Origin of the sequence: Mesorhizobium sp. CA5, assembly GCF_020165105.1 — a bacterium.
Lineage (GTDB): Bacteria > Pseudomonadota > Alphaproteobacteria > Rhizobiales > Rhizobiaceae > Mesorhizobium.
The window spans coordinates 1-24,205 of sequence record NZ_JAIUHJ010000037.1 but is presented as its reverse complement, the minus strand read 5'-3'; the positions used below and the strand labels follow the sequence as shown (position 1 = coordinate 24,205).

Here is a 24,205-nt window from a genome sequence, read left to right as displayed (position 1 = left end):
CCTCCGAAGGCAGAGGTCGCAGGTTCGAATCCTGCCGGGTGCGCCATTTTTATACTGTCAAAACAGCTGGTTAGCAAGGTATTTTTCCCGCGAGACGAGGTCGGGAAGTGCGTCGCGGAAGCACCACGGAAGCAGTCGGACATGTATTCGGGCTAGGCTTTGACCGATCACTGTGGAGTCAGACGCCCATTCCGCGCCAACTTACCACTGGTCGCGGCCGGGTGCAGCTTGTGGCTCCGGCTAAGGCCCAACTCTACTCATGGGACTGTGGTTTCTTCACGGTCAATATGTCGAATTTCTGCGGGGGCGGCCGGAGACTGTCTAACGGGTGCTGGCTGAGGCATAGATCAGATTGCTATAGCTCACCTTTTTCGATATCATGAGTTATAGAAAGGCGCTCTATAGCTCATGGCATGGAATTGGGAGCAGGCCGACTGGCCGCATTTTACCTACGACAAGATGGCATTGGACCCGCTGGAAAGCGAGTTCCTATTGCGATCGGGCGAGTTCCTGGGCGTGTTTCGCCATGTCGGCCCCGATGACCGCGACCAGATCCGCATCGATCTAATCAGCGAAGAGGCCTTGAAGACATCCGAGATCGAGGGTGAGTATCTCAACCGGGAAAGCCTGCAATCATCCTTGCGGCAGCAGCTTGGGCTCGGAGGCGAGAATAGGCGCATACCGCCCGCCGAGCGGGGCATCGCCGAAATGATGGCCGACGTGTATCTGCATTTTGCCAAGCCGCTCTCGCATCGCACGCTCTATGCCTGGCACAAGATGGTGATGTCCGGAGAGCGACGCATCGAGACGATCGGCAACTATCGCCAGCACGCCGATGCCATGCAGATCGTCTCTAACCGGCTGGACAAACCCAAAGTGCATTTCGAGGCGCCGCCCTCATCGCGCGTGAAAGCCGAGATGGACGCCTTTACCATCTGGTTCAACGATACCGCGCCCAAGGGTAAGACTCCGCTTCCCGCGCTGACGCGCGCCGGTATCGCGCATCTTTATTTCGAGAGCATCCATCCGTTCGAAGACGGCAACGGCCGCATAGGACGCGCGCTTTGCGAAAAGGCGATGGCGCAAAATCTGGGCGAGCCGAGTCTCATCGCGTTGGCCTATACGATCGAACGTCATCGCAAGGCTTATTACGACCGGCTGGAAGCCAGCAACAAAAGCAACGCGATTACCGACTGGCTGCTATATTTCGCCGACACGATCCTCGAAGCGCAGCGCGTAACGCTTGCTCGTGTCGAATTCTCCGTCGCCAAGGCCAAATTCTACGAGCGCCATCGGGATCAGTTCAACGAGCGCCAGGAAAAAGTCATCGCTCGAATGTTCCGCGAAGGTATCGACGGCTTCAAGGGCGGTCTTAGCGCCGAGAATTACATCGCCATCACCCAGGCGTCGCGCGCTACGGCGACGAGGGACCTGCAGGATCTGGTTGCCAAGAGTGCGCTGACAAGAACTGGTGAACTCCGACACACACGTTACACGCTGAATATTTGTGACGATCGTGCGTAAATCCCATCGAAAGAAGAGGCAGGCTGTCAAAGAGCCTGCTTGCCTCAACATCAGTGAATGGCGGGCAGCTACCCGGCAGGAAGTGGTGGAATGGGTTACGCGCGACAGGAAGCCTAAGAAGAAGAAAGGCGGCGCCATTCTCGCGGTCAGGTCACGGCTTAGGCCGGTGGATATCTACTGTTATCTGAAAGCTCGCTTTGGCGAACCGAACGGTTTTCAAAACTTTCTGCGCAAGGATGACAGCGATAACTGGATACACTGGGACTACAGCCTCAAGGCCGGCGAGACCGACGTGTATATCTTGGGCATGTCGCGCGAGATTCATATCATGGTCGGCGAGGCGCTCACGCACCAGCAGTGGCGGGACCTGATTGTCGGTATTAGAACGGACTATGCGAGGATCGGTCCGCAGAAATCTGCCGTACTACAGAGCCTGGAAAAATTCGTCGTCTTTCAGAACAAGTTTGTCAGTATCGCGGGCCTGTGCGCCGACTTGCACGCAGCTATTATCGACGCCCCGGCAAAGACGGCTTTTCCAGAAAGATCGCCAGGTGCCAAATCGCGGCTGAAAACTTTGGAAAAAGCCATGCAAGGAGTATCCACACGTGCGAACGACCTCTTCGGGAACTGTCTAAAGCTTCACCTTCTGATGCCGGTTATGGCCGAGGCCTTCATCAATATGGTGATCCTCATGTTCACCCGCGATGAAATCCGGAATGCCCCTGAAGCCTATCAGGCCTTCATCCGGGCTAAGATTCCCGATCGCCTCGCGCTGCTCAGCCAGCATTGCGATGGCTTTGCACGCGATATCGACAAGAGCACGCATTTCATGCGAGTCATCGATAAGAGAAATTTCGCATTGCACGGTAATGTCGATCCTATCCGCGAGCAGATCGAGGTGGTCTATTTCGACGGCAGACGCCCGCTCTTCAATATGCCAGGAAACCATGTCGAAAGGTTCTTCGAGCATCTCGAAGCGATTGATCGACCCGAAGAGATCGTGTCCGATTACGAAGCCGTCCACGCATTTCTGTGGGAAATTACGGAATGCCTGAAGCCTCGCGCGCAGACGTTCTTCAAGCAAGTCATTGGGGACGCATACCCCGGGTTCGAAGTCCATAAGAAGCGGGCTACTCGCATCCTGCCCGACCATGTGATGATGGGTATGTTGCCAAGTGTGCTCTACGACGACGACCTCGTTGTTAAGTGGTGAGTGAGTCGATTCTTTGGCCCAATAGCTCTAGCCCACATAAGAATTGGCGCGACATGACAAACATGGAATTGGGAAACCCGGGGCGACCAAAGGCGCGTTCTCTCGAAAATATATTCGACGACTTGCGTGTTCTCGCGCAGAGCCCCGGGACATTGCATGATATTTCCGCCATCATGTATCGCGACTGGATCGTTGCTATTGCTTTGCGAGAAGCTAAAGTTGCCGACGATCCAGAAAAGCGCTGGTCTACCACCAAGCTAAACAGCAATGAGTTCATGCTCTTGCTCGGGCTGATGGTTCAGTCCGCGTCGGATTGCACTTACTCCATCGTCAATACTGACATCGATTTTGCAGACAAAGCTGACAGACTTCTCAGGGAATTCCACGACCGGCTCACATTGGATTCGATGCCGGATTTCAGTGATCCTGGAAAGATCGAAAGGGCTCTGGGCGCCGCGGCTCGGGAAGCCATTTATTACGGTGCTGACAGCTTCTTTCTCCATCAGCTAGAGCGTTTTGCCCGAGACCGATATCGCGATGATTTTGAATGGCTGATCCGCAATGCTGGGCTTTCAGCGCGTCCAATGGTCGAAATTGCACGGTTCATCATGGAGCATACATCGCGGCAGATGTCAGCGATCAACGCGAGGAAGGAGGATGGAACGGTTCCGACCAAGGCAGATTTAACGGACAGCCTCTTGATCGCCAAAGCCGAGCTGATCAAGAAATTCGGTGCCAGCAAGGCGAAGGCCTTCATGGCCAAGTTCGCAACCCCTGTCACAAACGCAAATGCCAACTTCACGTCTGCGTTTGTTGTGAATCAAGCCAATCTTGCGCCGCTGATCGATATTGGGGAGCATCTCTATGCACCAAACGCATACAGGCTGGCTGAGAGCGTCTACGAGAGCCCGACCTATTGGATGATAGCCGACAAGACATATGTCGACATAGCAGCCAAGCATCGAGGTGCCTTTCTGGAGAAAGCAGCTGCTGACCTCTTTCGATCGGTATTCGGCGCGGCGAATGTGTATGAGAACGTCACGATCCAGCCAAGCAAAAAGAAGACAGCCGGCGAAGCCGACGCGCTCATAGTTTACGGCGAGTTCGTGATCGTCGTGCAGGCGAAATCCAAGCGTGTGACGTTAACGGCAAGAGCGGGTGATGAAGAGGCATTAAACAAGGATTTCGAAGGCGCCATTCAAGCCCCATACCGCCAAGCCTACGAGTTTGCCGAGCTAGTCCAGGCCGGAGCGGAATGCAAAACGAAAGACGGCAAAGCACTGACGTTCCCACCAACGGTGCGGGTGTTCCCTGCCGTCATATTGAGCGACGCTTTTCCTGCTGCGACGTTTCTCTCAAACATCATGCTGAAGAGAAGCGACAGGATCGCGCCCGTCATTTGGGACCTAGGCGTTCTCGATTGTGTGGCGCGCATGCTGCCAACGCCCATCGAGTTTCTTTACTACCTTAAGTGCCGCTCGGACGTTTTTGATAAGATGCATTCGGATAGTGAATACAATTTTCTCGGCTATCATTTGAAATACAAACTGGCGATGGATCCTGAATATGACTTCATGCATCTTGAGAAGGATTTTGCCGAAATCGTCGAGGATTTTATGATGCCGCGGGACGTCGGGGTGAAGACGGTTCGCCCAGTTAGCATCCTTGAGCGGTTGGACATTCCGGTTATCTCCGAATTGTTCAAGAGCCTGAAGACGGCACCCCCCGAACTGGCATCGGTAGTCATCGACCTCTACGATTTTTCCTATGGCTCGCTGACGGACTTATCTAAAACCGTGCTGGCAATCCGAGAAGAAGTTGCGGCGGGCAAGGAGATGAAATCGTTCTCGATTCTAACAGAAACAGGCGGTCTTACCTACTTGGTTTGCCGGACTCTGAACGACAAAATATGGCTGGCCGCTGAGGCAATCGGCCAAAAACACAAGTACGATTCGAAGCGAGATCGATGGTACGTCATCGTGGACGACATCAGCACATCAGCGCCTGTCGATGCGGCCCTCCCGCTGGTGGAGAAGTGGCATGAGGATGCTGATCTAGCCGAAAACTCCCGCAAGGTAGACGAACTATTCAAGACCAAATGGCAGCCACGTGCCATTCTCCCTAGGCATCAGAAGAATGGGCCGAAGTTGACATGACTTGGCATTCATTTGGGGATTGAATGACGCGGGAGGGGTGCACGGAGAACCCCAATTGAAGGTTGGCGGCCCGGTTTTCCAGACCGACGAGGTTGGCCGCGATCGCTTGATATTGCCTGCAGTCCGCCTGAACGACGGATCGCTCAGGCCGCCCAAGCGGTAGGCTGCCGGCGATTTTCTTCAAGTCGTCGAGGATCGAAGCAATATGCGGCCAGGGAAAGTCTGTTGGATCGTCGATATCGCGATCTGCGCCAGCGATGATTTCGAGCTTGGCGACGATGCCAAGAAGCGACCGCGCCTGTATGTGGGGAAGTTTGTCCTGAAGCTTTAAAACCGCCGTTGTGGCCTCGACCTCCGCTTGGCAAGCGATCGAATAGCCGACTTTCTCATCGATCGCTTTTGGGTCTGCAGCGCCGAGAACGCGCCTCTCTAGGCGCTGTTGAAGTCGGCAAAGGACATGCGAGACATGCTGCGCCCGCGCCCAATCTCGCAGCAGTTGAATTGCAGGGTCTGCATCCGGCAACCGGTCCAACGCGTTGGCAGTCTTGCCATTCGTGACGGGAGGCATAGTCGTGCTATGGTCGGAATCAGCCATGATCCGAGCTCCGCAAAGCCTAGGCGTGGTCAGACCGTTGGAGGCGGACGCACCACTTCCAACTGTCGTTTCCTAAAAAAAGCATATTTGCGCTTTTTGTGCAACAGGGCATTTGAACAATGAAGGTAAGTGCGGCCCAAGTTCGCGCGGCCCGTGGGCTCCTCGACATTTCTCAGCAGGAACTGGCGGATTTATCCAAGGTGAGTTTGAGGACGATCGTGCAATTCGAACGTGGTTCGAAACCCGCATCTGAATCAATCCTCCAAGCGCTGAAGCTGTCACTCGAAGCTGCCGGAATAGAATTCATTCCAGAGAATGGTGGCGGCCCGGGCGTGCGCTTGTCACGCAATCACTGATCTTCTGTTCGCCATGCGACGGGATTTTCGATCCATTGATTTACGTCTGATTCCCGCCAACCCGCACCGTTGACGCTGATCTTGATCTGAGCCGGGAATGTGCCTTCGGCGATTTTGCGGTACATCGTTGAGCGGGACAGGCCGGTCCGCGCCAGGACGGTTCTAAGGCGAATGATACGATCCGGTTCAGGCATGACTGCGTTGCCTTCGCTGAGAGCATTTGGCACCTGTTGGAACCAAACAGGACAACCCAAGGCTCGCAGGCAATCAGATTTGTCATCTGATCGATTTGGGGCGTCGGAACGGCGGCAAATCGGATGTTTAGATTCCTATGCCACGCCCGCTGCCAATGCCGTGGTTGAACGCGAGTTCCACACCCAGACGGCGGCCGGATTCGACTTGGATGCCGAGCACCTTCTTGTGATTGGCGAGTAGCGATTCGAGTTGGGGATCGCGTTCAAGGCCCTTGGCCATATCGGACATGGCCGCACGCGTTGACTTGTAGCCGGACATGTCGCCGGCCTGATATTGCTGCTGTGCCGTCCGATCGAGTCTTTGCCAACGTTCCACGAACAGGTCGGCGCGGCGGCCGGGATCGATGTCCATCCCGGTGCGGATTTCCGTCTCAAGCTGGAGAGCAAGCACGATGCGGTTGACGCGGCCGGCACCCGCCTCGCGGACAAGTTCGGGATTTTTCACATATGCCGCTTCGGCATCGCGCCAACCATGCGGCCGCACCTTCTCGAAAGCGCTACGCGCATCTCTCAATTCGCGCATCTGCTCGGGACTGCCCTGCCCGTCTGCATTTCCGGTACTGAGGATCGCGTCGAGCGCACGCGCGTGCCGAACAAGCGCCTTCGTGCGAGCGCTGCGCAATGCCGCTTCCGCGTCCACCGGCACATTCACGTCGGGCGGCACGCCTGTGGCGAGATTTCCTCCGCCGGGCGTCCGGCCTGCATCTCCGATCCGCGCCCCAACACTTTCCCTCGCCGGCCCAGGTCCACGTTCCTGCATCGGCTCGCCGTCTTCGGGAGAGCGCAACCCGTCCAGCAGCCCACCAATCCTGTCACGCAGCTTCTCCGGAACGATCCGGCGCACGATTTCGACCACACGCTGTCGAAAGGTGATCCCGCGTCGCTCGGCATAGGTCTGCGCCGGGTCGACCTGGTCGTAGTCCGACGCCATGTCCTTGGCGCGATCGCGTGAGAGCGTGCGGACGAGCCGGTCTCGTGTCGCGAAGTCGTCGCTGCCGTAGTGCAGTTCCATCCCGTCGCGATGCCGCGACAGGGCAACGTAGCTGCCATGGGCATCCATGCCCGGCGTTGCCAGCACATGGGTCCGGTCGACGGTCATGCCCTGAGCCTTGTGGATGGTCGCGGCATAGCCGTGGTCGATGTGGGCATAGTCTTTCAGGTCGAAGCGCACCGACCTGCCGTCGTCGGTGCGAGCCGTCATGCTCTGCGTGCTGACCTCTCCGATCACACCGAGCGTGCCGTTCTTGACGCCGAGCGACCGCTCGTTCCGCAAGAACATCACCCGGTCGCCACTGGCAAAGTTTCTCGCGCCGCGTTCCACACCCACGTGAACATCGTCGCCGAGATCTCCAGCAACGCGCATGCGCTCGCGCGCTGCCTTGTTGAGCGCGCGCACTTCGTCGTTTGTGTGAGTGAGGATGATGCGGCTTGCCTCTGGGTCTGCCTGCCTGTCGCGATCCCAGCGTTCGACCAGATCACTGCGGGCCTCATCGCGCGAGGCAGCCCGGTGCACCATTCCTCTGTTGTCATAAGCGCCGATCGCAGCGCCGATCCTGCCGGTCGCCAGATCGCGCGTGGCGTCACGCTGCCACTCCTCGCGCTGCCGGCGCACTTGACCGATTTCGACGCCGCCATGGCGCTCATGAATCGAACGGAATGCGGCGCCCGCCTCGATCGCCTGCAACTGCCGCGGATCGCCGACCAGCACGACTTTTGCGCCAACGTCCGAGGCGTGGGAGAGCACGCGCTCCAACTGGCGCGTGCCGACCATGCCGGCTTCGTCAATCACCAGGATATCACGCGCTTTGAGCAGATCGCGGCCCTGTCCCCAGCTGTGTTCCATGCTGGCGATTGTTCTCGACGAGATGCCCGAACCGCTTGTGAGATTCTCGGCCGCAATGCCGGAAAGTGCCGCGCCTCGGACCTCAAAGCCCGCTGCCGCCCATGCCTGGCGCGCAACACCCAGCATCGCGCTCTTGCCCGTTCCGGCAAAACCCACAACGATTCCAAGACCGCGGTCATCTGTGATGTGATCCAGTGCATCGGTCTGCTCGTCAGAGAGAACAAGGCTACGATGCTTGGCATCCGCCAACGCCGTCGCACGATCCCGGTCACTCACAGCATGCTGCCGCTCGCCGGCCATGCGTTCTGCCGCGCGATGCAGGCGCTGTTCCGTTTCGATCATTTGCCGGGTGGTGAAGCGATCGGCACCGCGTCCGTCCTTGCCGAGTTCGACCAGATCGGGTGCGTTGCCGATGGCTGCCGCCACCGTGTTGAACTGCTCCATCCCGTCGCTGTGTCGGTGCGAGAACTTCGCAATGTCTTTTCGGGTGAAGGTCGATTGCTGATGCGTGAGGGCATCCAGCGCCACGGATGGATCGGCAATAATGCGATCGCCATTGTTGCGCGCGATCTGGCGGTGCAGTTCGGCGCGATCCGCTTCAATGCCGGCAGCGTCAAGGCCACCGCCCTCGATGCGTTGCGCCGGTGCACCAATCTGGGTTTGCGGCTCAAGGGCAATGCCCTGGGCTTCCAGACTGCGATGGTCGATGCGGGCGTCTATGTCGAGTTCGGCAAGCCGCTCATTGGCAAGCTCGGCCCATCGCTCGCGCCAGCGCTCGACCAGCTCAGTGCTGTTCCAGTCGCGGACTTTCGGACCAAAGCCGTTCTCGTCCACCGACCGCATGGTCAGCATGACATGAGCATGAGGTTTTGGACTGCCATCCTCTGCCCTGTCCCAATGCACATTGAGATCGGCGACCATGCCCCGGCTGACAAACTCGGCCTGCACGAAGTCGCGCGCCAGTCCGATGCCTTGCGCGTGGCTTAGTTCGCGTGGAAGGGCAAACTCCACCTCGCGGGCAAGCTGCGCATCCTTCCTCACCTCGAAAGCCTCGACGTCGTTCCACAGCCGTTCGCGGTCGCTCCAGGCGCCCAGTGCATTCTCTGGCAAGATCACCTCGGAATGGACGACACCGCGCTTAGCCGAAAAGTCATGGCTGCGTTCGATGCGCTCGTCGCGCAGCCGCGAGGCCGAGCGGTAGGCGGCCGACGCCACGGCACTTGAGCCAGCTTTGCGGCCAATGACCTTGACGTGAAGATGATAGATCGCCATCGCGACCAGATCATTTGCACGGCAAAGCGAACGTCGGCACGACGTATAAGCGCGCCCTCCCTCGAAAAAATCTCGGGAGCGACCAGCCCGTCCCGGGCTGTCTCGGCAACCCTGAAGCCTTCAGGCAAGTGCTCGTCTATCATCGCCGCATTGACGTCAGATGGAGACGGCCATGCGTAAACCACGGGATTTCGACGCGGAACTGAAGGCACTGGAAGAAAAGGCGCGGGAACTCAAAACGCGAAAAGTGCAGCAACTCGGCGAACTGGTCATCTCGACCGGAGCCGATGCGCTCACCGCCGATGAACTGGCGGGCGCATTGGTCGCCATCGCCGAGGCGAAGGATGCCGGAAAAAGGGAGGCATGGGCGAAGCGCGGGGCCGCTTTCTTTCAAGGGCGGGCGCGGCGATCTGGGTCAGCGCTTAACCGCGACAACGGCAGCGCTCAAACGCAACCGGGCGGCGCGCAGTCGCCATCAGGCGACGCGGGCGCGGCATGACATGCGCATATGGCAGGTCGAGCGCCGCAAGCGCACGCGCCATCTGATCGAACTCGGCGGTCTCGTCATCAAGGCCGGGATCGTCGACCTGACCGGCGATGATCGTGCCACCATCTATGGCGCGCTGCTCTGGATGGCCGACAAGCTCAAAAGCGATCAAGGGGCACAGGCGCGGTCGCTCTGGGCAGCAAAGGGAAAGCAGGCGTTCGAGAATGAATGAAGTACATCAGCATCGCCAAATGACAGGGCCCGTTTGGCCGCCATTGAGACAGGCGGGCGCAAGGTCCTCGAACAGACGTGGGGCTCCTTATCGACCATTGAGCGACCCGCAACGGCAGATACCGATGTCTTGGTACTCGTCCACCAATGTCCAACAATAACTCTGGATCAGCGTTTCGCGTTGCGCGTCTGCCTAAAGCTTGCTCAGGCCCTCGCCGTTCAGCTGACGCACAGCTTCCATGACAACCCCGTGAAAGTCGTGCGACTCCCTCGCTGGGCCGGCAAAGCTGGCGCCTACCAGTTGGGCCATCAGTACGCGCAACACGGGACCCGATATCCATGCCGACAAGAATCGATGCTAGTGAAGCGCGCCGGTGGTTTGCCGAAGACCTGCGTGTCTCGTCACCTGTCTTGCACAATCCTGCGGTCATCGAGGCTTTCGCAAAGGTTCCGCGCGAACATTACCTTGGCAACGGGCATGGCGTATCCATTCGCGATTGCAAATCGGAGCGAGCCATACCAGCCCTTCAGCCGCACTTCATGAGATTTACCATGACGTTCTGGTCTCGCTTGACGAAAGACGCGGACTAACAGCGGCTTGCCGTCGCTTTGGGCCTTGGTTTTCGACCATCTGAACACCGCTCCCGGCCAGACCGTGCTTCAGGTGGGCGCCGGTGCCGGCTATTTCACCGCCATCCTCGCTGAGCTGACGGATTCTGGAGGACGCGTGATCGCCTATGAGATCGACGAAGAATTCGCGCGGCGCGCGCAAAGCAATCTTGCTCATTATGCCCAGGTCGAAGTGGTATCCGGTGATGCACCGCAGGCGGTTGATCTGCCGGACCTCGATGTCGTTATCGCCTTTGCCGGAGTAACGCACGTGCCGGAACGGTGACTTTCGAACTTGTCCGACGCTGGCCGGATGGCGCTGCCGTTCACGGGTCAAAACCAAGGAGGTTTCATGATGCTTCTGGAAAGGGCTGGCGATACGTTCCCTGTACGATCACTTGTGCCATGCGGGTTTTACCCCTGCAGCGGAGCCGGGCGCAGTGAGGAAGAAAAGGTCGCGCTCAAGGCTGCGCGAGGCAAGGTCACCCGTCTCGCGTAATATCACCTAGGGCGACCAGCAAATGGCATCGAGAACGCTTGGCTGGTGACCGACATATACTGGTTTCGAAAGCCTAGCGATCGATATCAATCTCGCGTGTCGCCGTTGCAGCGTGCGACACGGCTTTCGACGAGCGATCTATGCCGTCGGGAGCAGTCCGAAGCATCACTATTGCGTCCTGAATTTCCCCGATCCGGGCGTGGGGATTGCGGCCGCGGTCCTGGCCGGCTGCAGCGTAGGCTGCCTCTTGTCCGACGACTGACCAGACCCGTCCCGTACAGCACCATCCGCCGAGACGTCTCCGACCAGCGACGCAAGTTCGGTCTCGTCGAGCGTCTCGGTCTCGAGCAGCCTGCGTGCCGCCCTTTCCAGCACGTCGCGCCGCTCGGTGAGGAGGCCGACGGTTCGTTCGAACGCGGCCGCCACAATGTCGCGTACTTCCGTGTCGATGGCGTCGGCGGCGGCTTCGCCGTAATCGTGCTCGCGCGGTCCGCCGGCGAGCGGGTTAGGGCTCAGGAAGGAGCGCGGGTCCTTTTCCAGCGCCACGTGGCCGAGTTTTGCCGACATGCCGTAACGCGTCACCATGGCGCGCGCTATGTCGGTTACCTTGGCAAGGTCATCGGCGGCTCCGGTGGACAAATGGCCGAATACGATCCATTCGGCCGCCCTGCCGCCGAGCAGCACCGCCATCTTGTTGTCCAGCTCCTCACGCGTCATCAGGAAGCGGTCCTCGGTCGGACGCTGGATAGTGTAGCCGAGCGCGCCGACGCCGCGTGGTATGATCGACACCTTGTGCACCGGGTCGACGCCAGGCAGCGCCATGGCTACCAGCGCATGACCCATTTCATGATAGGCGACGATCTCGCGCTCCTTCGGGTTCAGGAGCCGATTGCGTTTCTCCAGTCCCGCGACGATGCGTTCCACCGCATTGTTGAAATCGTCCATCGTTACCGCATCCGCCTTGCGGCGCGTGGCGAGCAACGTCGCCTCGTTCACAAGATTGGCCAGGTCAGCACCGGTGAACCCGGGCGTCAGCGCCGCCACTTTTTCCCCATCGACATCCCTCGCCAGCTTGGCCTTGCTCATGTGAACCTGCAGGATCTTTATGCGACCCTTCTTGTCGGGCCGGTCGACCAATACCTGGCGGTCGAAACGGCCGGCGCGCAGAAGTGCCGGGTCAAGGATTTCAGGACGGTTCGTCGCGGCCAGCAGCACGACGCCGATCTGCGGATCAAAACCGTCGAGTTCGACCAGAAGCTGGTTGAGCGTCTGCTCCTTTTCGTCGTGGCCGCCGACCGCGGTCCCGCGGGCGCGGCCAAGAGCGTCGAGCTCGTCGATGAATATGATGGCGGGAGCCTTGGATCGCGCCTGTTCGAAAAGATCGCGCACGCGCGCGGCCCCGACCCCTACGAACATCTCGACGAACTCCGAACCGGAGATCGAGAAGAACGGCACCTTGGCCTCGCCCGCGACGGCCTTGGCGAGGAGAGTCTTGCCGGTGCCTGGCGGTCCGACCAGCAGCACGCCTTTGGGCATGCGTCCTCCGAGGCGGCCGTATTCGCCCGGGTTCTTCAGAAAATCCACAATCTCTTGCAACTCGGCCTTGGCCTCGTCGACCCCCGCCACATCGTCGAACGTCACGCCGGTATTGGCTTCGACATAGATTCTGGCCTTGCTCCTGCCAATTTGCATCAAACCGCCGACGCCGCCGTCCATGCGTCTTAGAAGCAGCATCCACAGGCCAAAGAAGACGAGCACCGGCACAACCCAGGAAAGCAGGTCGCTCAGGAAGGTGCTTTCGACCTGGCCAGTCACAGTGACACCGTGTTCCTGCAGGTCACGGGCGAGGTCCGGCTCGACGCGTGTAGTGATAAACAGCGGCCTGCCGTTTTGCGGCTCCTTGAAGCGGCCCTGGATAAAGCGGTCCGAAACCTGCACCTCAGCGATCTTGCCGGCATTCAGAAGGGTCTCGAACTGGCTGTACGGTATCTGGGCGACGTGTTGCGTCGTGGCATAGATGTACTGGACGACCATCACGCCCACGAACGCCGCAATCCAGTACCAGATATTGAACTGCGTCTTTCTGTTGCTCATGTCCATGGCGGCCTCCACAGGGGAACGGATATAGGTCGCCCAGTCCGCGCGGCATCGGTGTAGGCCAGGTCCGGGGCAAAAAAGTGGGAGGCCCCAGACCGGCCGGCGACAATGGGTCTGTCACTGTCCTTTCCTATGCGGCATGCCCAGCGCACCTGTCATGCCGTTTTCCTCCGCCGGATAGACCCCCTTCAAAACGTCGTTGAAATGATGGCTGACGGCCGCATTGCACTCGCAGGCAAGCGAGCGCAGCCCTTCTGGACTGCGTACAGCAAGCCGGGAGCGCCGGGTTTCGATGACGCCGCGCTGCCTCAGGTCTCGAATGACCCGGCTCAGATAGGAGCGGCCGACCCCCAGCATTGTAGCAAGCTGTTCCTGCGTCACCGCAAGGTTTTCGGCTCCCGTCCGTTCTGTCACGGCCAACAGCCATCTTGCCGCGCGCTGTTCGATCGAATGCGCTGCGCTGCAGGCGACGGATTGGAATACCTGCGCCATCAGGCAATCAGCGTAGCGGGCAAACAGGTGACGCAATGTCAAGGAACGCAATTTGGCTTCTTCGAGATGTTGCAGGTCGATCCTGAAGAATGAATCGCCAAGTTGAACTTCGGCACGCGCATACGCTGGAAGTCTGCCTTGGCTGACGATGCCGCCTACCGCTCCTTCCCGTCCGATGAGCGCAGTCTCGATCGCTCGCCCGTCGCTCAACACGACGCGGTAGGAGACCAGGGCCGATCCGCAAGGGAAATAGGCGTAACGGACTGCATCGCCTGGCTCGTGCAGCAAAGTCCCGGCAGGCGCCGACCATTGTTCGAGCCTCGGTTGCAGGATCTCCCAGTCGTCGGCTCTGAGGGCCCGAAGCAGGTTGTTTCCGATCGGGTCTGATCGCTTTCGAGGGTTCTCCATCGCACTCCTCCGTTTCAAATGGCGGCGTTTACAACGACCGGCGCGAAGAAATGTTCACAAGTGCGCAGACGCGGCGGGCGCGGCTATCTACAAATTGCACGGGGGCGCTGATCCAGGCCTCACCGAGCGCAAGGCCGTGGTGCATCGGCTTCCAGGCAGACCGACGGCTGCTGAGGGAAGAACGGCGGCTGGATTCCGCGGCGTGGCGCCTCGTGCACGTCGAAACTGCAACTCCCTGCGGCAAGGCGTGAACATGAGCGTCAGTCATCGGTCCAATCCAGAGGCCAACGGCCTGCTTCGCCTGTATGTCGCCGGCGATGGGCCGGGCGCCCGTCGGGCGCTGGCAAGCCGTCTGAGGATAGTGGAGGAGTTGGCCGGCGGTATCGAAATCCAGGTCGTCGACGTCGTCGCGGATCCTGACGAGGCGGAAAGGGCCGGCATTCTAGCGACGCCGACGCTCTCGGATGAGTCAACCATCCCTCCACGACGGCTGATTGGCGACATCAGCAACATCGCTCAGGTTCTCGACTATTTCGGTTATCGCAAGAAGGACAGTGGCTATGACCACAGCTGAAGAGATCCTCATCGATCCCGCGCTCGAACGCGTCAGGACCGGTATCGAGGCTTTCGACGATCTTGTGATGGGCGGCCTGCCGCGCGGGCGCACCACCATCGTCGGAGGCACGCCCGGCAGTGGCAAGACTGTATTTGCGACGCAGTTTCTGGCCCACGGCATCACCGTGCTCGAGGAGCCCGGCGTCTTCGTCACGTTCGAGGAATCGCCGGTCGAGATCGAGGTCAACATGGCTAGCTTCGGCTGGGACATCCGTCGCTGGCGCGAGATGAACAAGCTGGTCTTCGTCGACGCCAGCCCGCGTGACCACGACCAGATGGTTGTCGGCAATTTCGATCTGTCAGGCTTGCTGACGCGTGTCCTGCACGCTGCGCGAAACGCCGCGGCGAAGCGCATCGTGCTGGATTCCGTCACCCAGCTCTTCGACCACTTCGTCGCGGAGCAGACATCGGTCCGTCGGGAACTCCTTCGCATTGCGACAGCGCTAAAGAGGGATGGTTTGACGGTGCTAATGACCGCCGAACGCAACAGCGAGTATGGCGAGATCTCCCGCCACCGGATCGAGGAGTTTGTTGCCGACAACGTCGTAATCCTGCGCAACGCGCTCGACCGCGAGCGACGCAGGCGTACGATCGAAGTTCTCAAGATGCGGGGCAGCCGCCACGTGGAGGGCGAGGTGCCGATCACGCTTGTGGTGAAGCAAGGCATAGTGGCAGTGCCACTGTCTTCACTGCGGCTCGAGCAGCAATCCAGCACCAAGCGGGTGACGAGCGGCAATCCGGAACTCGACAGGATGTGTGGCGGTGGATTTTTCCGCGACAGCATCACCCTCGTCAGCGGTGCGACGGGCACCGGAAAGACCCTGCTGGTGACAAACTTTCTGGCAGGCGGCGCGGCGGCTGGCGAACGTGCCTTGCTGGTCGGCTACGAAGAGAGCCGCGGCCAGATGTTCCGCAATGCGCGCGGCTGGGGCGTCGACTTCGAGGCCATGGAGGCGGATGGCCGGCTGAAGGTCGTTTGCATTTACCCGGAAGCGCAGAACTTGCCGGACCACCTGTTGATGATCCGCGAGCTAATTGAAGAGTTCAAGCCTGACCGGATCGCTATCGACAGCCTGTCGGCATTGGAACGGATCGCACCAGAGACCGGTTTCCGGGAATTCCTAATCAGCCTCACTTCCTTCATCAAGAAACACGAGATCGCTGGCCTTTGCACGGCCACCAACAAATCGCTCGTCGGCGGCCAGAGTGCTAGCGAACAGCATATTTCAACCCTCACGGACTCGATCATCTTATTGCGGTACATCCAGGAAGGGGATTTCATGCATCGGGGGATCATGGTGCTGAAAATGCGCGGCAGCGAGCATGACAAGCAGATTCGGCGCTTCACAATCGACGGCACCGGCATGCATCTCGGTCAGCCCTTCGACGGCGCACCCGACGTGTTCGGCGACTCCGCCGCGTCCTGGCGTCAGGAGCGTTGAGATGGCGTGCGGCGCAGCCGAAATCTCCGACCAACACGGCGACGCAAATCTGACGGGCATCAGCCAACTCGACTTTCGACGGCTGATCGAAACCACGGCCGACGGGGTTCTGGTTGTCGATCTGTCGGGAACGGTGCTTTATGCAAATCCGGCGGCCGCCGCGATCTTCGGTTATCCGGCTGCCGATCTCGTCCACATCCCCCTCGGCCGGCCGGTCATATCGGGTGAAACCACGGAAATCACCGTCCACAGACCCAATCGAGCACCAGCCGAAGTGGAAATACGGACGGTTGAACTTAGCTGGGACGGTAGGCCGGCGCTGCTTGCCAGTCTTCGCGACGTCTCCGCGCAACGCGCGCAGCAGGAGCGTCGGCGTCAATCGCAAAAGCTCGAAGCGATCGGCCGGCTCGCTGCCGGCATCGTTCACGACATCAACAATCTGCTCGCGGTGTTCGAATCGGGGCTGCGACTGCTTCAGAAGCAGCTGCGCGAGAATCCTGCGAATCCGAACGCGGCGATGCTGATCGAAGAGTTGCTCAAACGAACGCAAAACGGCAGTGCGCTGACGCAGCAATTGCTCGCGTTCTCTCGCGCACAGTCGCTGTATCCGGAGACAATCGACCTGAATGGACGTATCGAAGCCGTCACGATGCTGCTGGAGCGGACGCTGGGGAACGGGATCAGCATCAGGCTTGAACTGGATCCGGCACTTGGCCCCGTCGTTGTCGATGCCAATCAGCTAGACGTCGCCATCCTGAACCTGGCTGTGAATGCCAAGGACGCGATGGCCGGCCGGGGCACGCTGGCGATCGAGACCAGCGGTACTCCCGGCAACATCGAAGACGTGCCCGCTCCGGCTGCCTCTTTTGTTCGGGTCACGGTCAGCGATACGGGTTGCGGGATGAGCAAGGAGGTCCTGGCCCACGTGTTTGAGCCGTTCTTTACGACCAAGGCCGATGGCCGGGGAACCGGACTTGGGCTTAGCCAGGTTTACGGCTTCATCAAGCAGTCCGGGGGGCATGTTAGGATCGAGAGTGCGGTCGGCGAGGGAACAAGCGTTCATCTCTTTCTTCCCCGCGCGCCAAGCACAGGAAATGAGGAACTGCAAATGCAGGGCGAGATCAGGCTCAACACACGTCGGTGAAAAAAGCGGCCTGTGTTTCGGCTGCCGATGTACCTGGCCGCAACGCCTACAACGGCAGACCGCACCCGTAGCGGTTGAAAAAAGCGGGCCCGGAGATCCGGGCCCGCCAGAGATGCTGGTCAGGCCGTTGAAAGCGGACGGTCGCCGAAGAACCAGAGGCTTCCGACAGCCAAGGCCGCTACGATCACTCCCACGACCACATGTACCCACATGGCCGTTGTCAGGGCCGAGAAACCGAGGGCCCAGGGCGAGATCAGCGTCCACAGCCCAACCACCAGGTTTGCCCATTCCTCATAGGCATGGAACGCAACCAGCGCACCCACGGCGATCAGGGCAATCACCGCACCGGCGATCCAGGCGTTCCAGGCCGCATAGGTTTCAGCCGCAAATCCAAAATACCAAGGCGACAGTACCAGCGCTATGCCGGCGATCACATTGACGATATCGATCGCCGGACGACCTTCAGTTTTCAGCCATTTCTCCATTGCTCATCCTCCTTTCCTGACATGGTGAGTGCGCCGCCCTCTGAGCGACGGCGGGTGCGGCAGCCATGGATTGACCTTAGCCACCGCGAAGCTTTCTTCGTCGGCCGGGCCGTACCCAGCCATCGCGCGGAACCGAACCGGCCAGAACAAAGGACTTGATCTCGTCGAGCTGGAAGCGGTTGCCGGCGATCTCGCGCAGGGCGAGTTCGACGGGCGCCGTCGCTTCGTCGGTCAGGCGCTCAGTACCCCGGCTGAGCGCACGAGCGCGCCCCGCCACGGCGACGGCCAGTGCGAAACGGTTCGGCACCGTATTTTCACAATCGAGCACAGTCAGCCGATCCATGACGACCCTCACATTGCCTTCTGCTTCTGTTCAGGAATAGAAACGGCCAGGTTCGCTGCCGTAACTGGCTCCAGCGCGAGCAGGGCCAATTCCACTTCGTCCAGCCGCGTCGGACGCGCGTTTTCCGGCATCCCCTCGGCCGTGGCGAGATCGACCAGATACTCGTTCCACGCCCAGTTTCGCAGGATTGCGCGTTTCTCGTCGGCTGTCAGAAGAGGATCGACGACCACGTCCATCGGCGATGCATAAAGCGCCTCCGGGTCCGTCAGCGCCGGTCCATAATGCGGCGCCTGCGAAACTGCGCCGTGGCTGCTTTGCAGCAAAGCCAACTGGAGGCGGTTCCAGACAACGTCTGCGCCGGCCTGCAGCGGGTTGTCCGCGTCAGACGATTCGACACTGGACTTTTCGGCCGCCGGGCTTCCTTGAACAGCGTAGGCAAGCCCCTGCCGTTCGGCATAGTCGATGGCCGCCTGAGCCGTTGGAAAATCGAGCTCCACCTGGGTCAGCGTGTCACCACTTGCGGTGTAGCCCATCAGCGGTTCAATGACCGGCGCAGTACGCCGCTCGAACAACAGCCGCCACCCTTTCGGCCGCGCACGGCTTGAGGTCATGACTGAGCGGCAAGGCTTGTAGATCCGCGCGACGGCATCACGCGGGAACTCGGATCGCCCGAGCGACGGCGCTCGCCCGCGTTTCTCGTTTGCCGGTCCGAGATTTTCTACGACTGGTGTGACTTTTCTTTCTTGCTTCTGCATCACTCATCCCTCCCATTTTTGGCGAAGGATGCGCCGGAGGCAGCGGGCTGCCGCCTCCGACTTGGTCCATGCGTCAGTGGGTGATCGGGATGCGCTTCACCTTCGACTGCGCGTTCGGGTTCTTCGGCAGCGTCAGGATCAGTACGCCATTGGCAAAGGACGCCTTGACCTTGTCGTCCTCGACCTCGTAGCCGAGGGGTATGCGCCGCTCGAAGCGACCGTAGAAGCGCTCGGAGTAGTCCTTCTCCTCGGTTTCCGACCGCTTTTCGCCACGCAGGGTCAGCACATCTTCGTCGAGCAGGACTTCGATGTCCTTCTCTTCCATGCCGGGAACCTCGGCGGTGACGCGAAGCTCGTTGTCCGACTCCGAAATCTCCACCTTCGGCCAGCCCCCATCGAAGAGCGAAGGCTGTCCCACAGCAGGCAAGCGCGTCTCGAAGCTCCTCAACATATCATCAAAGAGCCTGTTTACCTCGCGGTGAAGCGACAGGAACGGATCGCCACCGCTATAGATGCTAGGGGCCTGGTTGTTGCTGTTGCGGCCCCACGGAATAAGGTCACGCACGTTCATGGTTATTCACCTCCACGTTCAACCGCGTGGCACCGGGCGATTACCGGTGCCTGTCGCTTCTGATTCACTCTGACTTCAGGCAGCGTTCTTTTCGGCGTCGATCTGCCGCGGCGCTGCCTTTGCCGGACTGCCTGCGAAGGCGATCCGGCGCGGTTTCATCTCTTCGGGAAGCTCGCGCTTGAGATCGATGTTCAGCAGCCCATTGTCCAAGCTGGCGCCGACGACTTGCACATGGTCGGCCAGTTCGAACCGACGCTCGAAGGCACGCCCGGCAATGCCGCGATAGAGATACTGGCCGTCATCATCGCTAGATTGCGACCCGCTCACAACCAGCAGGTTAGGTTGATGAGTGATAGTCAGCTGTTCCTGCGAGAAGCCGGCAACCGCCATGGTGATGCGATAGGCGTCCTCACCAGCCTTGGCGATGTCATAGGGCGGCCAATTGTCTATCGCAGTGACACGGCTCGCATTTTCCAGCATGTTCAAAATCCGGTCGAAGCCGATGCTGGACCGGAACAGAGGGGTGAAATCGAGGTTTGTCCTCATAGCCACATCCTCCTTCGAGCAACATGGATACAAGGAGACGCCAAGAGCCTTGGCGCCTCCTGGACTTGTGCCGGCCCCATGTGGCGGCCGGTGATCAACATTTATAACAGTGATTTACACGTTCAAGGGGCCTATAGGAAAATTTTCAGCCAGACGAATGGTCGCTGAGAGAACACGTCTATCCCCGCCAGCGAATCCTCGCCGGCGGGCGGATGCCTCGGATGAAGAGCGTGGCTGCGCTCCACTCAAAGTCGATCGACGGATGCTGCAAGACTGGTGACCGCAATGCTGTCGATCTCACGACCGCGACCGGTGCCGGGAAGCTTCTCCAACTGATCCAATTGGCGCAACGCATCCATGATGGCATCGAAGCTGACCGGTTCGGTTGCTCCCGGCGGCATGTGCAGCGCCGGCACCGATTCCACTGCACATGCATCCGATGCCCATGACGAAAGGATTGCACGCTTCTCCTGGACGTCCAGCGTCACGTCGGTCAGCACGTCCCGGGGTCGCTCGAAATGCCGTGCCGGATGGAGTAACCGGTCAAGAAAAGCATCAGAGCCCACGGGCCCGATCGGGGGAAAACTCGTCGAAATGGCTCCTTCCATCGATAGTTCTCCGCTTTGAACAGTCTCCTCTGTTGACGTCATGTTTGGTGGCTCTCTCGCGATTTCCACCAGCTGAAATTTTGGAGAGTTTCGAGCAAATTTCAATGGCCCCGCAAGGCCACATCCCCGCAGTTCAGCCCACCATAAACATTTTTTCAAACCGGTGAAACAATCGGCGTGAATGTCAGTTCTTGGGTTCGCGCAGCAGCGCCAGGGCGGTCGGGCAGGAGAACCAATCATGTCTTACATTTCCGGGAAGCGACTTTGCATTGGCTTCGTCGCAGGAATTTTGATGCTCACGGCTGCCGGCTTTGCTCCAGTTTCAGCACAGGAAATTCCGAACGACTTCAGCGCAATCGTGCGTCAGAAACTGCCGGCCGTGGTCGCGATCACGACGAGGCAGATCATCCAGGACCAAACGATGCTCGACGACTTTCTCAACCCCTTCGACAGCCGCGGGCCTGCCCAGCCGCAGGTGCGAGAAGCCCTTGGCTCCGGCTTCGTGGTCAGTCCCGAGGGCTACATCGTCACCAACAATCATGTCGTGGCCGACTCCACCGAAATCCACGTCGTATTCTCCGATAGGGAGACTTCGCCCGCGCGACTTGTGGGCCGCGATCCAGCGACCGACATTGCGGTGCTGAAGGTCGATCCACGCCCCAACATGACGGCCACCGCCTGGGGTGACTCTGACGCAATGCAGCCGGGGGCCTGGACGATCGCGATTGGCAGTCCCTTCGGGCTCGGGGGAACCGTTACCGTCGGCGTTCTTTCCGCCCGCTCGCGCGACATCCAAGCCGGCCCTTACGACGATTTCCTTCAGACAGACGCCTCGATTAATAGAGGCAATTCCGGCGGCCCTCTGTTTAACGCGCGCGGCGAAGTGATCGGGGTCAACACGGCCATCGTCTCTCCGTCCGGCGGCAGCATAGGCATCGGGTTCGCCGTGCCCTCCCGAACTGCACGAAGCGTTGCTGATCAGCTGATCCGCACCGGCCGCATCGAGCGCGGGTTCATCGGAGTGCGTCTCCAGGAGGTGACGCCGCCGCTTGCCCAGTCACTTGGCATATCAAGCACCAAGGGAGCGCTGGTCGCCTCGGTCGAGCCCGGCAGTCCGGCGGAGAAGGCCGGCTTGCAATCGGGGGACGTGATCACCCGGTTCAACGGCAAAGATATCCAGGGCGTCCATGACTTGACATTGGCGGCAGCGAACGAAAAGCCAGGGTCGAAAGCGACGTTGACAAGGAACCGCGGCGGCTCCCAGCAGGAGGTGGAGCTCACTGTGGGTCAACGCAAGAACGAGGAGGTGCAGACCGGTGCAGTTCCGAGTCCGGAAGCGGCGGACCAACCGCTCGGATTGTCGCTCAGCCCCATTCCTGACGAAGCGCGTCAACAACTCGGTCTCCAGCCGGGTACGACCGGAGTCTTCATCCAGGAAGTGGCGCCAAATAGCCTCGCCGCGGAGAACGGCCTTCGGCCTGGGGACGTCATCATCTCGGCCAACAACCGCAACGTGACGCAGCCTTCTGATATCCAGCAAGAGTGGACCAAATCCCGCCAGCAGAAAAAGCCCATCTTGTTCCGCATCGAAAGGCAAGGACAATCGCTTTTCGTTGCAGTGGCCGTTTCCTGACGCGGCGCTGCGTCAGGCCAGCTACGGTGACGAAGAAGTGGCCTTGATGGCCGCCCTCACGGCTGCTCAAGGCAAGGTCGCGGTTAGAGGCTGACCAAATTCCGACAACCCCGGCTTAGTGAACGGCGAGAGAGGAGGTGTTCCGCTGCTCCCTTTGAGGTGAAACTGTAGAAGACGTCTTCGACACGTGACCAAGTCCCTACGACCTCGCCGTCCTTGTCAATTACGTCTTCGGGTCGCGGCTCCCCGTGCCCATCCAGCAAGACATTTCAAATGTTGAGGCATCGTCACGGCGTTCTTTCCAAAGCTCGAATCGCGACGAGGTCGAATCGAGCAAAGATAATGCCTCGGGAGGCGACCTCTGGGTCCCTGTCACGAAGTGCATGTACGCAAAGCGACAACCAACTCGTAAGATGTTGCGCAATTGCACCGTCACGACATCTTAGTACCGGTGGACCCTACAGCCGTCGTCAAGAACTTCCGCATGGCATCCTTGCGCGCACTGTGATCGAGCGCATAATTTGCGCGCTCGAACTTCGCTCCATCGAGCAAAGCCTGAATGTAGCTAGCGACTGTGTCACCTGCCATTACGAGCGCAGTGTCTACCGTGTGGATGTAGCGGCTTGTGATCGTTCCGCGAGAATGTCCCACCAATGCAGCTATGGTCGACTCGGTAAAGCCGAGATCGTTTGCCACGCTCGCGAAGCTGTGACGAAGCACGTGGGGTGTCACGCTTTCAAGCGGTGTGTCTTTGACGAGCTTTTGCCATAGCTTGGGGAAGCCGACCAATGGCTTCCCTTCCTCCGTGCCAGGAAAAACAAAATCAGCCTCATCGCCGGACAATAGTGGCTTGAGCAACTCGACCACAGGCAGGCCGATAGCCCGAGTCGACGCACCTTCCTTGGAGTCCTCAAGCCTGATGCAACTGCGCTGAACATCGATCTCGCCCATTCGAAGATTGATGATCTCGCCTCGTCGACATCCTGTCATAGCGAGGGCTCGAACCATTTTCGTGGCCGTTGAAAACTGCGGGTCGAGAGCGGCGTCCGCGAGAATCTTGCCTAACGCTCTATACTCACGCTCGGTCAGGCGACGGTCACGGACGCGATCTTTTGGCTTACGAAAGCCGTGAACCGGATTCTTTTCGATGATCCCTTCTCTAACTGCATAGGAGAAGATGCTGCCGAGAAGACCGACGCCGCGCGAGCCGGTGCCAATACCTCCCCGAACGATCGCGCGGCCTCGCTTCTTCGTCTTAATGTCGGTTCGGGTCTTGCCGTTGGCAACGTCGCGCAGAAATTTGGCAATGTCTGCCATGGTGATCTCGGTCACTCTCCGGTTCCCGAGGAGCGGAAGGATGTGGCGCTTTATACGGCTACGGTCGATCTCCATGGTCGACGGCTTCTTGGGGCGGCCGCCTTTGCCTGGCACAAGTCCAGCTTCACAATCAGCCAAATATCGGGTGCAGAGTTCTTTGATGGTGATCGTTTTAGCGTCGAGAAGTTTTGTCTCCGCAGGGTTGTCGCCTTGCGCGATCCGACCGATCAATATGCGGGCCTCCTTTCGGGCCGCATCTGGTGCCCAGACCCCGTGGGGACCGATGGTGAATCGGCGGGTCCGACCTTTAGCTCGATATTGCACGAGGTAGCTGCGCTTACCGGATGAAAACACGCGCAGCCCAAAGCCAGGCAACTCATCATCCCAAAGGAAGTAGTCCGACTTTCCCGGTCCCGCTTGATCCACGGTTCGTTTGTTCAGCTTAGCCATCGCACACCTCAGGGTTCTGTCGAAGTGATCCCGCGGAAGCACCACGGAAGCACCCGGACGGAAACTCCGGCCTGCGGTAGGATACTGGCTTCGGTTTTTGGGTCGACAAAAAGTCAGTCGTCGTAGTAGCTTAGCGAACGATATCGTAGAAACAGAAGCTATTGAAAAGACTGGCTAAATCGGCCTCCGAAGGCAGAGGTCACAAGTTCGAATCTTGTCGGGTGCGCCAATTTCTCATTGCATAACAGGTAGTTAGCACT

The 24,205-nt window shown here is 59.5% G+C and carries 23 protein-coding genes; 11 read left to right on the top strand and 12 right to left on the bottom strand.

From position 1 onward, the window contains the following. The first annotated feature begins 408 nt into the window (after positions 1–408). From LB529_RS28525 to LB529_RS28515, 3 genes are read left to right on the top strand one after another with little or no spacing between them, the layout of a single operon-like run. Complete coding sequence (locus LB529_RS28525; RefSeq protein ID WP_224525781.1) at positions 409–1,524, top strand: Fic family protein; 1,116 nt, start codon at positions 409–411, stop codon at positions 1,522–1,524. Further along, positions 1,508–2,737 (top strand): hypothetical protein, encoded by a 1,230-nt coding sequence (locus tag LB529_RS28520; protein WP_224609620.1) that lies wholly within the window; start codon positions 1,508–1,510, stop codon positions 2,735–2,737. The genes LB529_RS28525 and LB529_RS28520 overlap by 17 nt, the downstream gene beginning before the upstream one ends. Before the next feature lie 53 nt (positions 2,738–2,790). Next, the gene (locus LB529_RS28515; protein ID WP_224609622.1) at positions 2,791–4,893 is read left to right on the top strand and encodes a nuclease-related domain-containing protein; all 2,103 of its coding nucleotides are present in this window, start codon (positions 2,791–2,793) and stop codon (positions 4,891–4,893) included. On the opposite strand, the gene LB529_RS28510 is transcribed toward LB529_RS28515, so the two are convergent. Next, a complete protein-coding gene (locus LB529_RS28510; RefSeq protein WP_224525793.1) occupies positions 4,859–5,488 on the bottom strand; it encodes a hypothetical protein in 630 nt (209 codons plus the stop codon). The genes LB529_RS28515 and LB529_RS28510 overlap by 35 nt on opposite strands. Before the next feature lie 119 nt (positions 5,489–5,607). On the opposite strand from LB529_RS28510, the gene LB529_RS28505 reads away from it, so the two are divergent. After that, positions 5,608–5,844, top strand: coding sequence for a helix-turn-helix domain-containing protein (locus LB529_RS28505; protein ID WP_224525795.1), 237 nt, complete (start codon positions 5,608–5,610; stop codon positions 5,842–5,844). On the opposite strand, the gene LB529_RS28500 is transcribed toward LB529_RS28505, so the two are convergent. Further along, entirely contained in the window at positions 5,838–6,038 is a 201-nt protein-coding gene (locus LB529_RS28500) for a helix-turn-helix transcriptional regulator (RefSeq protein ID WP_224525796.1), read from the bottom strand. The genes LB529_RS28505 and LB529_RS28500 overlap by 7 nt on opposite strands. A 127-nt stretch (positions 6,039–6,165) precedes the next feature. Beyond that, positions 6,166–9,213 (bottom strand): Ti-type conjugative transfer relaxase TraA, encoded by a 3,048-nt coding sequence (traA, locus tag LB529_RS28495; RefSeq protein WP_224640190.1) that lies wholly within the window; start codon positions 9,211–9,213, stop codon positions 6,166–6,168. Positions 9,214–9,385: 172 nt separating this feature from the next. Between traA and LB529_RS28490 the strand changes: the two genes are divergently transcribed. The 3 genes from LB529_RS28490 to LB529_RS28480 all read left to right on the top strand — a co-directional run bounded on the left by LB529_RS28490 (position 9,386) and on the right by LB529_RS28480 (position 10,826). Then, positions 9,386–9,712, top strand: coding sequence for a conjugal transfer protein TraD (locus tag LB529_RS28490; RefSeq protein ID WP_224526215.1), 327 nt, complete (start codon positions 9,386–9,388; stop codon positions 9,710–9,712). Between the two features lies 1 nt (position 9,713). Beyond that, positions 9,714–9,932: a conjugal transfer protein TraD gene (locus LB529_RS28485; RefSeq protein ID WP_224525800.1), complete on the top strand. Its 219-nt coding sequence runs from the start codon at positions 9,714–9,716 to the stop codon at positions 9,930–9,932. 597 nt (positions 9,933–10,529) lie between these two features. After that, the gene (locus LB529_RS28480; RefSeq protein WP_224525802.1) at positions 10,530–10,826 is read left to right on the top strand and encodes a protein-L-isoaspartate O-methyltransferase family protein; all 297 of its coding nucleotides are present in this window, start codon (positions 10,530–10,532) and stop codon (positions 10,824–10,826) included. Between the two features lie 381 nt (positions 10,827–11,207). Here the strand turns inward: LB529_RS28480 and ftsH are convergent, their stop codons facing one another. Continuing rightward, entirely contained in the window at positions 11,208–13,139 is a 1,932-nt protein-coding gene (ftsH, locus tag LB529_RS28475; RefSeq protein WP_224525804.1) for an ATP-dependent zinc metalloprotease FtsH, read from the bottom strand. A 114-nt stretch (positions 13,140–13,253) separates the two neighbouring features. After that, the gene (locus tag LB529_RS28470; protein WP_140715342.1) at positions 13,254–14,036 is read right to left on the bottom strand and encodes a Crp/Fnr family transcriptional regulator; all 783 of its coding nucleotides are present in this window, start codon (positions 14,034–14,036) and stop codon (positions 13,254–13,256) included. A gap of 253 nt (positions 14,037–14,289) precedes the next feature. Here LB529_RS28470 and LB529_RS28465 point away from each other — a divergent pair, with 253 nt between their 5' ends. The 3 genes from LB529_RS28465 to LB529_RS28455 are packed head-to-tail and all read left to right on the top strand — an operon-like array spanning position 14,290 to position 17,237. After that, a complete protein-coding gene (locus LB529_RS28465) occupies positions 14,290–14,610 on the top strand; it encodes a circadian clock KaiB family protein (protein WP_140715509.1) in 321 nt (106 codons plus the stop codon). Beyond that, complete coding sequence (gene kaiC / locus LB529_RS28460) at positions 14,597–16,093, top strand: circadian clock protein KaiC (RefSeq protein WP_224712936.1); 1,497 nt, start codon at positions 14,597–14,599, stop codon at positions 16,091–16,093. Before LB529_RS28465 ends, kaiC begins: the two co-directional genes overlap by 14 nt. Before the next feature lies 1 nt (position 16,094). Continuing rightward, positions 16,095–17,237, top strand: coding sequence for a two-component system sensor histidine kinase NtrB (locus LB529_RS28455; protein ID WP_140715338.1), 1,143 nt, complete (start codon positions 16,095–16,097; stop codon positions 17,235–17,237). Positions 17,238–17,356: 119 nt separating this feature from the next. Here LB529_RS28455 and LB529_RS28450 read toward each other — a convergent pair whose 3' ends face one another. The 6 genes from LB529_RS28450 to LB529_RS28425 form a co-directional block, all read right to left on the bottom strand. Next, complete coding sequence (locus tag LB529_RS28450; RefSeq protein ID WP_224712935.1) at positions 17,357–17,722, bottom strand: SPW repeat protein; 366 nt, start codon at positions 17,720–17,722, stop codon at positions 17,357–17,359. 76 nt (positions 17,723–17,798) lie between these two features. Then, positions 17,799–18,065 (bottom strand): DNA-directed RNA polymerase subunit omega, encoded by a 267-nt coding sequence (rpoZ, locus tag LB529_RS28445; protein WP_224712934.1) that lies wholly within the window; start codon positions 18,063–18,065, stop codon positions 17,799–17,801. A gap of 8 nt (positions 18,066–18,073) precedes the next feature. After that, a complete protein-coding gene (locus tag LB529_RS28440) occupies positions 18,074–18,820 on the bottom strand; it encodes an NADH dehydrogenase ubiquinone Fe-S protein 4 (RefSeq protein WP_224525814.1) in 747 nt (248 codons plus the stop codon). 73 nt (positions 18,821–18,893) lie between these two features. Continuing rightward, a complete protein-coding gene (locus LB529_RS28435; RefSeq protein ID WP_224712933.1) occupies positions 18,894–19,391 on the bottom strand; it encodes an Hsp20/alpha crystallin family protein in 498 nt (165 codons plus the stop codon). A gap of 75 nt (positions 19,392–19,466) precedes the next feature. Next, on the bottom strand, positions 19,467–19,937 hold the full coding sequence (locus LB529_RS28430) for an Hsp20 family protein (RefSeq protein WP_140715328.1): 471 nt from the start codon (positions 19,935–19,937) through the stop codon (positions 19,467–19,469). Positions 19,938–20,182: 245 nt separating this feature from the next. Next, on the bottom strand, positions 20,183–20,545 hold the full coding sequence (locus LB529_RS28425; protein WP_224712932.1) for a hypothetical protein: 363 nt from the start codon (positions 20,543–20,545) through the stop codon (positions 20,183–20,185). A gap of 238 nt (positions 20,546–20,783) precedes the next feature. On the opposite strand from LB529_RS28425, the gene LB529_RS28420 reads away from it, so the two are divergent. After that, entirely contained in the window at positions 20,784–22,178 is a 1,395-nt protein-coding gene (locus tag LB529_RS28420) for a Do family serine endopeptidase (protein WP_224525820.1), read from the top strand. A gap of 432 nt (positions 22,179–22,610) precedes the next feature. Here LB529_RS28420 and LB529_RS28415 read toward each other — a convergent pair whose 3' ends face one another. After that, positions 22,611–23,945, bottom strand: a complete 1,335-nt coding sequence (locus LB529_RS28415; RefSeq protein ID WP_224712931.1) for a tyrosine-type recombinase/integrase — start codon at positions 23,943–23,945, stop codon at positions 22,611–22,613. Positions 23,946–24,205: the final 260 nt, after the last annotated feature.

Excerpts from the sequence above, each read along its gene's own strand:
- rpoZ (WP_224712934.1), bottom strand. The coding sequence starts at position 18,065 with ATGGATCGGCTGACTGTGCTCGATTGTGAAAATACGGTGCCGAACCGT.
- LB529_RS28450 (WP_224712935.1), bottom strand. The coding sequence starts at position 17,722 with ATGGAGAAATGGCTGAAAACTGAAGGTCGTCCGGCGATCGATATCGTC.
- LB529_RS28430 (WP_140715328.1), bottom strand. The coding sequence starts at position 19,937 with ATGAGGACAAACCTCGATTTCACCCCTCTGTTCCGGTCCAGCATCGGC.
- LB529_RS28455 (WP_140715338.1), top strand. The coding sequence starts at position 16,095 with ATGGCGTGCGGCGCAGCCGAAATCTCCGACCAACACGGCGACGCAAAT.
- LB529_RS28420 (WP_224525820.1), top strand. The coding sequence starts at position 20,784 with ATGTCTTACATTTCCGGGAAGCGACTTTGCATTGGCTTCGTCGCAGGA.
- LB529_RS28490 (WP_224526215.1), top strand. The coding sequence starts at position 9,386 with ATGCGTAAACCACGGGATTTCGACGCGGAACTGAAGGCACTGGAAGAA.
- traA (WP_224640190.1), bottom strand. The coding sequence starts at position 9,213 with ATGGCGATCTATCATCTTCACGTCAAGGTCATTGGCCGCAAAGCTGGC.
- LB529_RS28440 (WP_224525814.1), bottom strand. The coding sequence starts at position 18,820 with ATGCAGAAGCAAGAAAGAAAAGTCACACCAGTCGTAGAAAATCTCGGA.
- LB529_RS28425 (WP_224712932.1), bottom strand. The coding sequence starts at position 20,545 with ATGGAAGGAGCCATTTCGACGAGTTTTCCCCCGATCGGGCCCGTGGGC.
- LB529_RS28415 (WP_224712931.1), bottom strand. The coding sequence starts at position 23,945 with ATGGCTAAGCTGAACAAACGAACCGTGGATCAAGCGGGACCGGGAAAG.
- LB529_RS28465 (WP_140715509.1), top strand. The coding sequence starts at position 14,290 with ATGAGCGTCAGTCATCGGTCCAATCCAGAGGCCAACGGCCTGCTTCGC.
- LB529_RS28470 (WP_140715342.1), bottom strand. The coding sequence starts at position 14,036 with ATGGAGAACCCTCGAAAGCGATCAGACCCGATCGGAAACAACCTGCTT.
- kaiC (WP_224712936.1), top strand. The coding sequence starts at position 14,597 with ATGACCACAGCTGAAGAGATCCTCATCGATCCCGCGCTCGAACGCGTC.
- LB529_RS28485 (WP_224525800.1), top strand. The coding sequence starts at position 9,714 with ATGCGCATATGGCAGGTCGAGCGCCGCAAGCGCACGCGCCATCTGATC.
- LB529_RS28505 (WP_224525795.1), top strand. The coding sequence starts at position 5,608 with ATGAAGGTAAGTGCGGCCCAAGTTCGCGCGGCCCGTGGGCTCCTCGAC.
- LB529_RS28515 (WP_224609622.1), top strand. The coding sequence starts at position 2,791 with ATGACAAACATGGAATTGGGAAACCCGGGGCGACCAAAGGCGCGTTCT.
- LB529_RS28510 (WP_224525793.1), bottom strand. The coding sequence starts at position 5,488 with ATGGCTGATTCCGACCATAGCACGACTATGCCTCCCGTCACGAATGGC.
- LB529_RS28500 (WP_224525796.1), bottom strand. The coding sequence starts at position 6,038 with ATGCCTGAACCGGATCGTATCATTCGCCTTAGAACCGTCCTGGCGCGG.
- LB529_RS28435 (WP_224712933.1), bottom strand. The coding sequence starts at position 19,391 with ATGAACGTGCGTGACCTTATTCCGTGGGGCCGCAACAGCAACAACCAG.
- LB529_RS28525 (WP_224525781.1), top strand. The coding sequence starts at position 409 with ATGGCATGGAATTGGGAGCAGGCCGACTGGCCGCATTTTACCTACGAC.
- ftsH (WP_224525804.1), bottom strand. The coding sequence starts at position 13,139 with ATGGACATGAGCAACAGAAAGACGCAGTTCAATATCTGGTACTGGATT.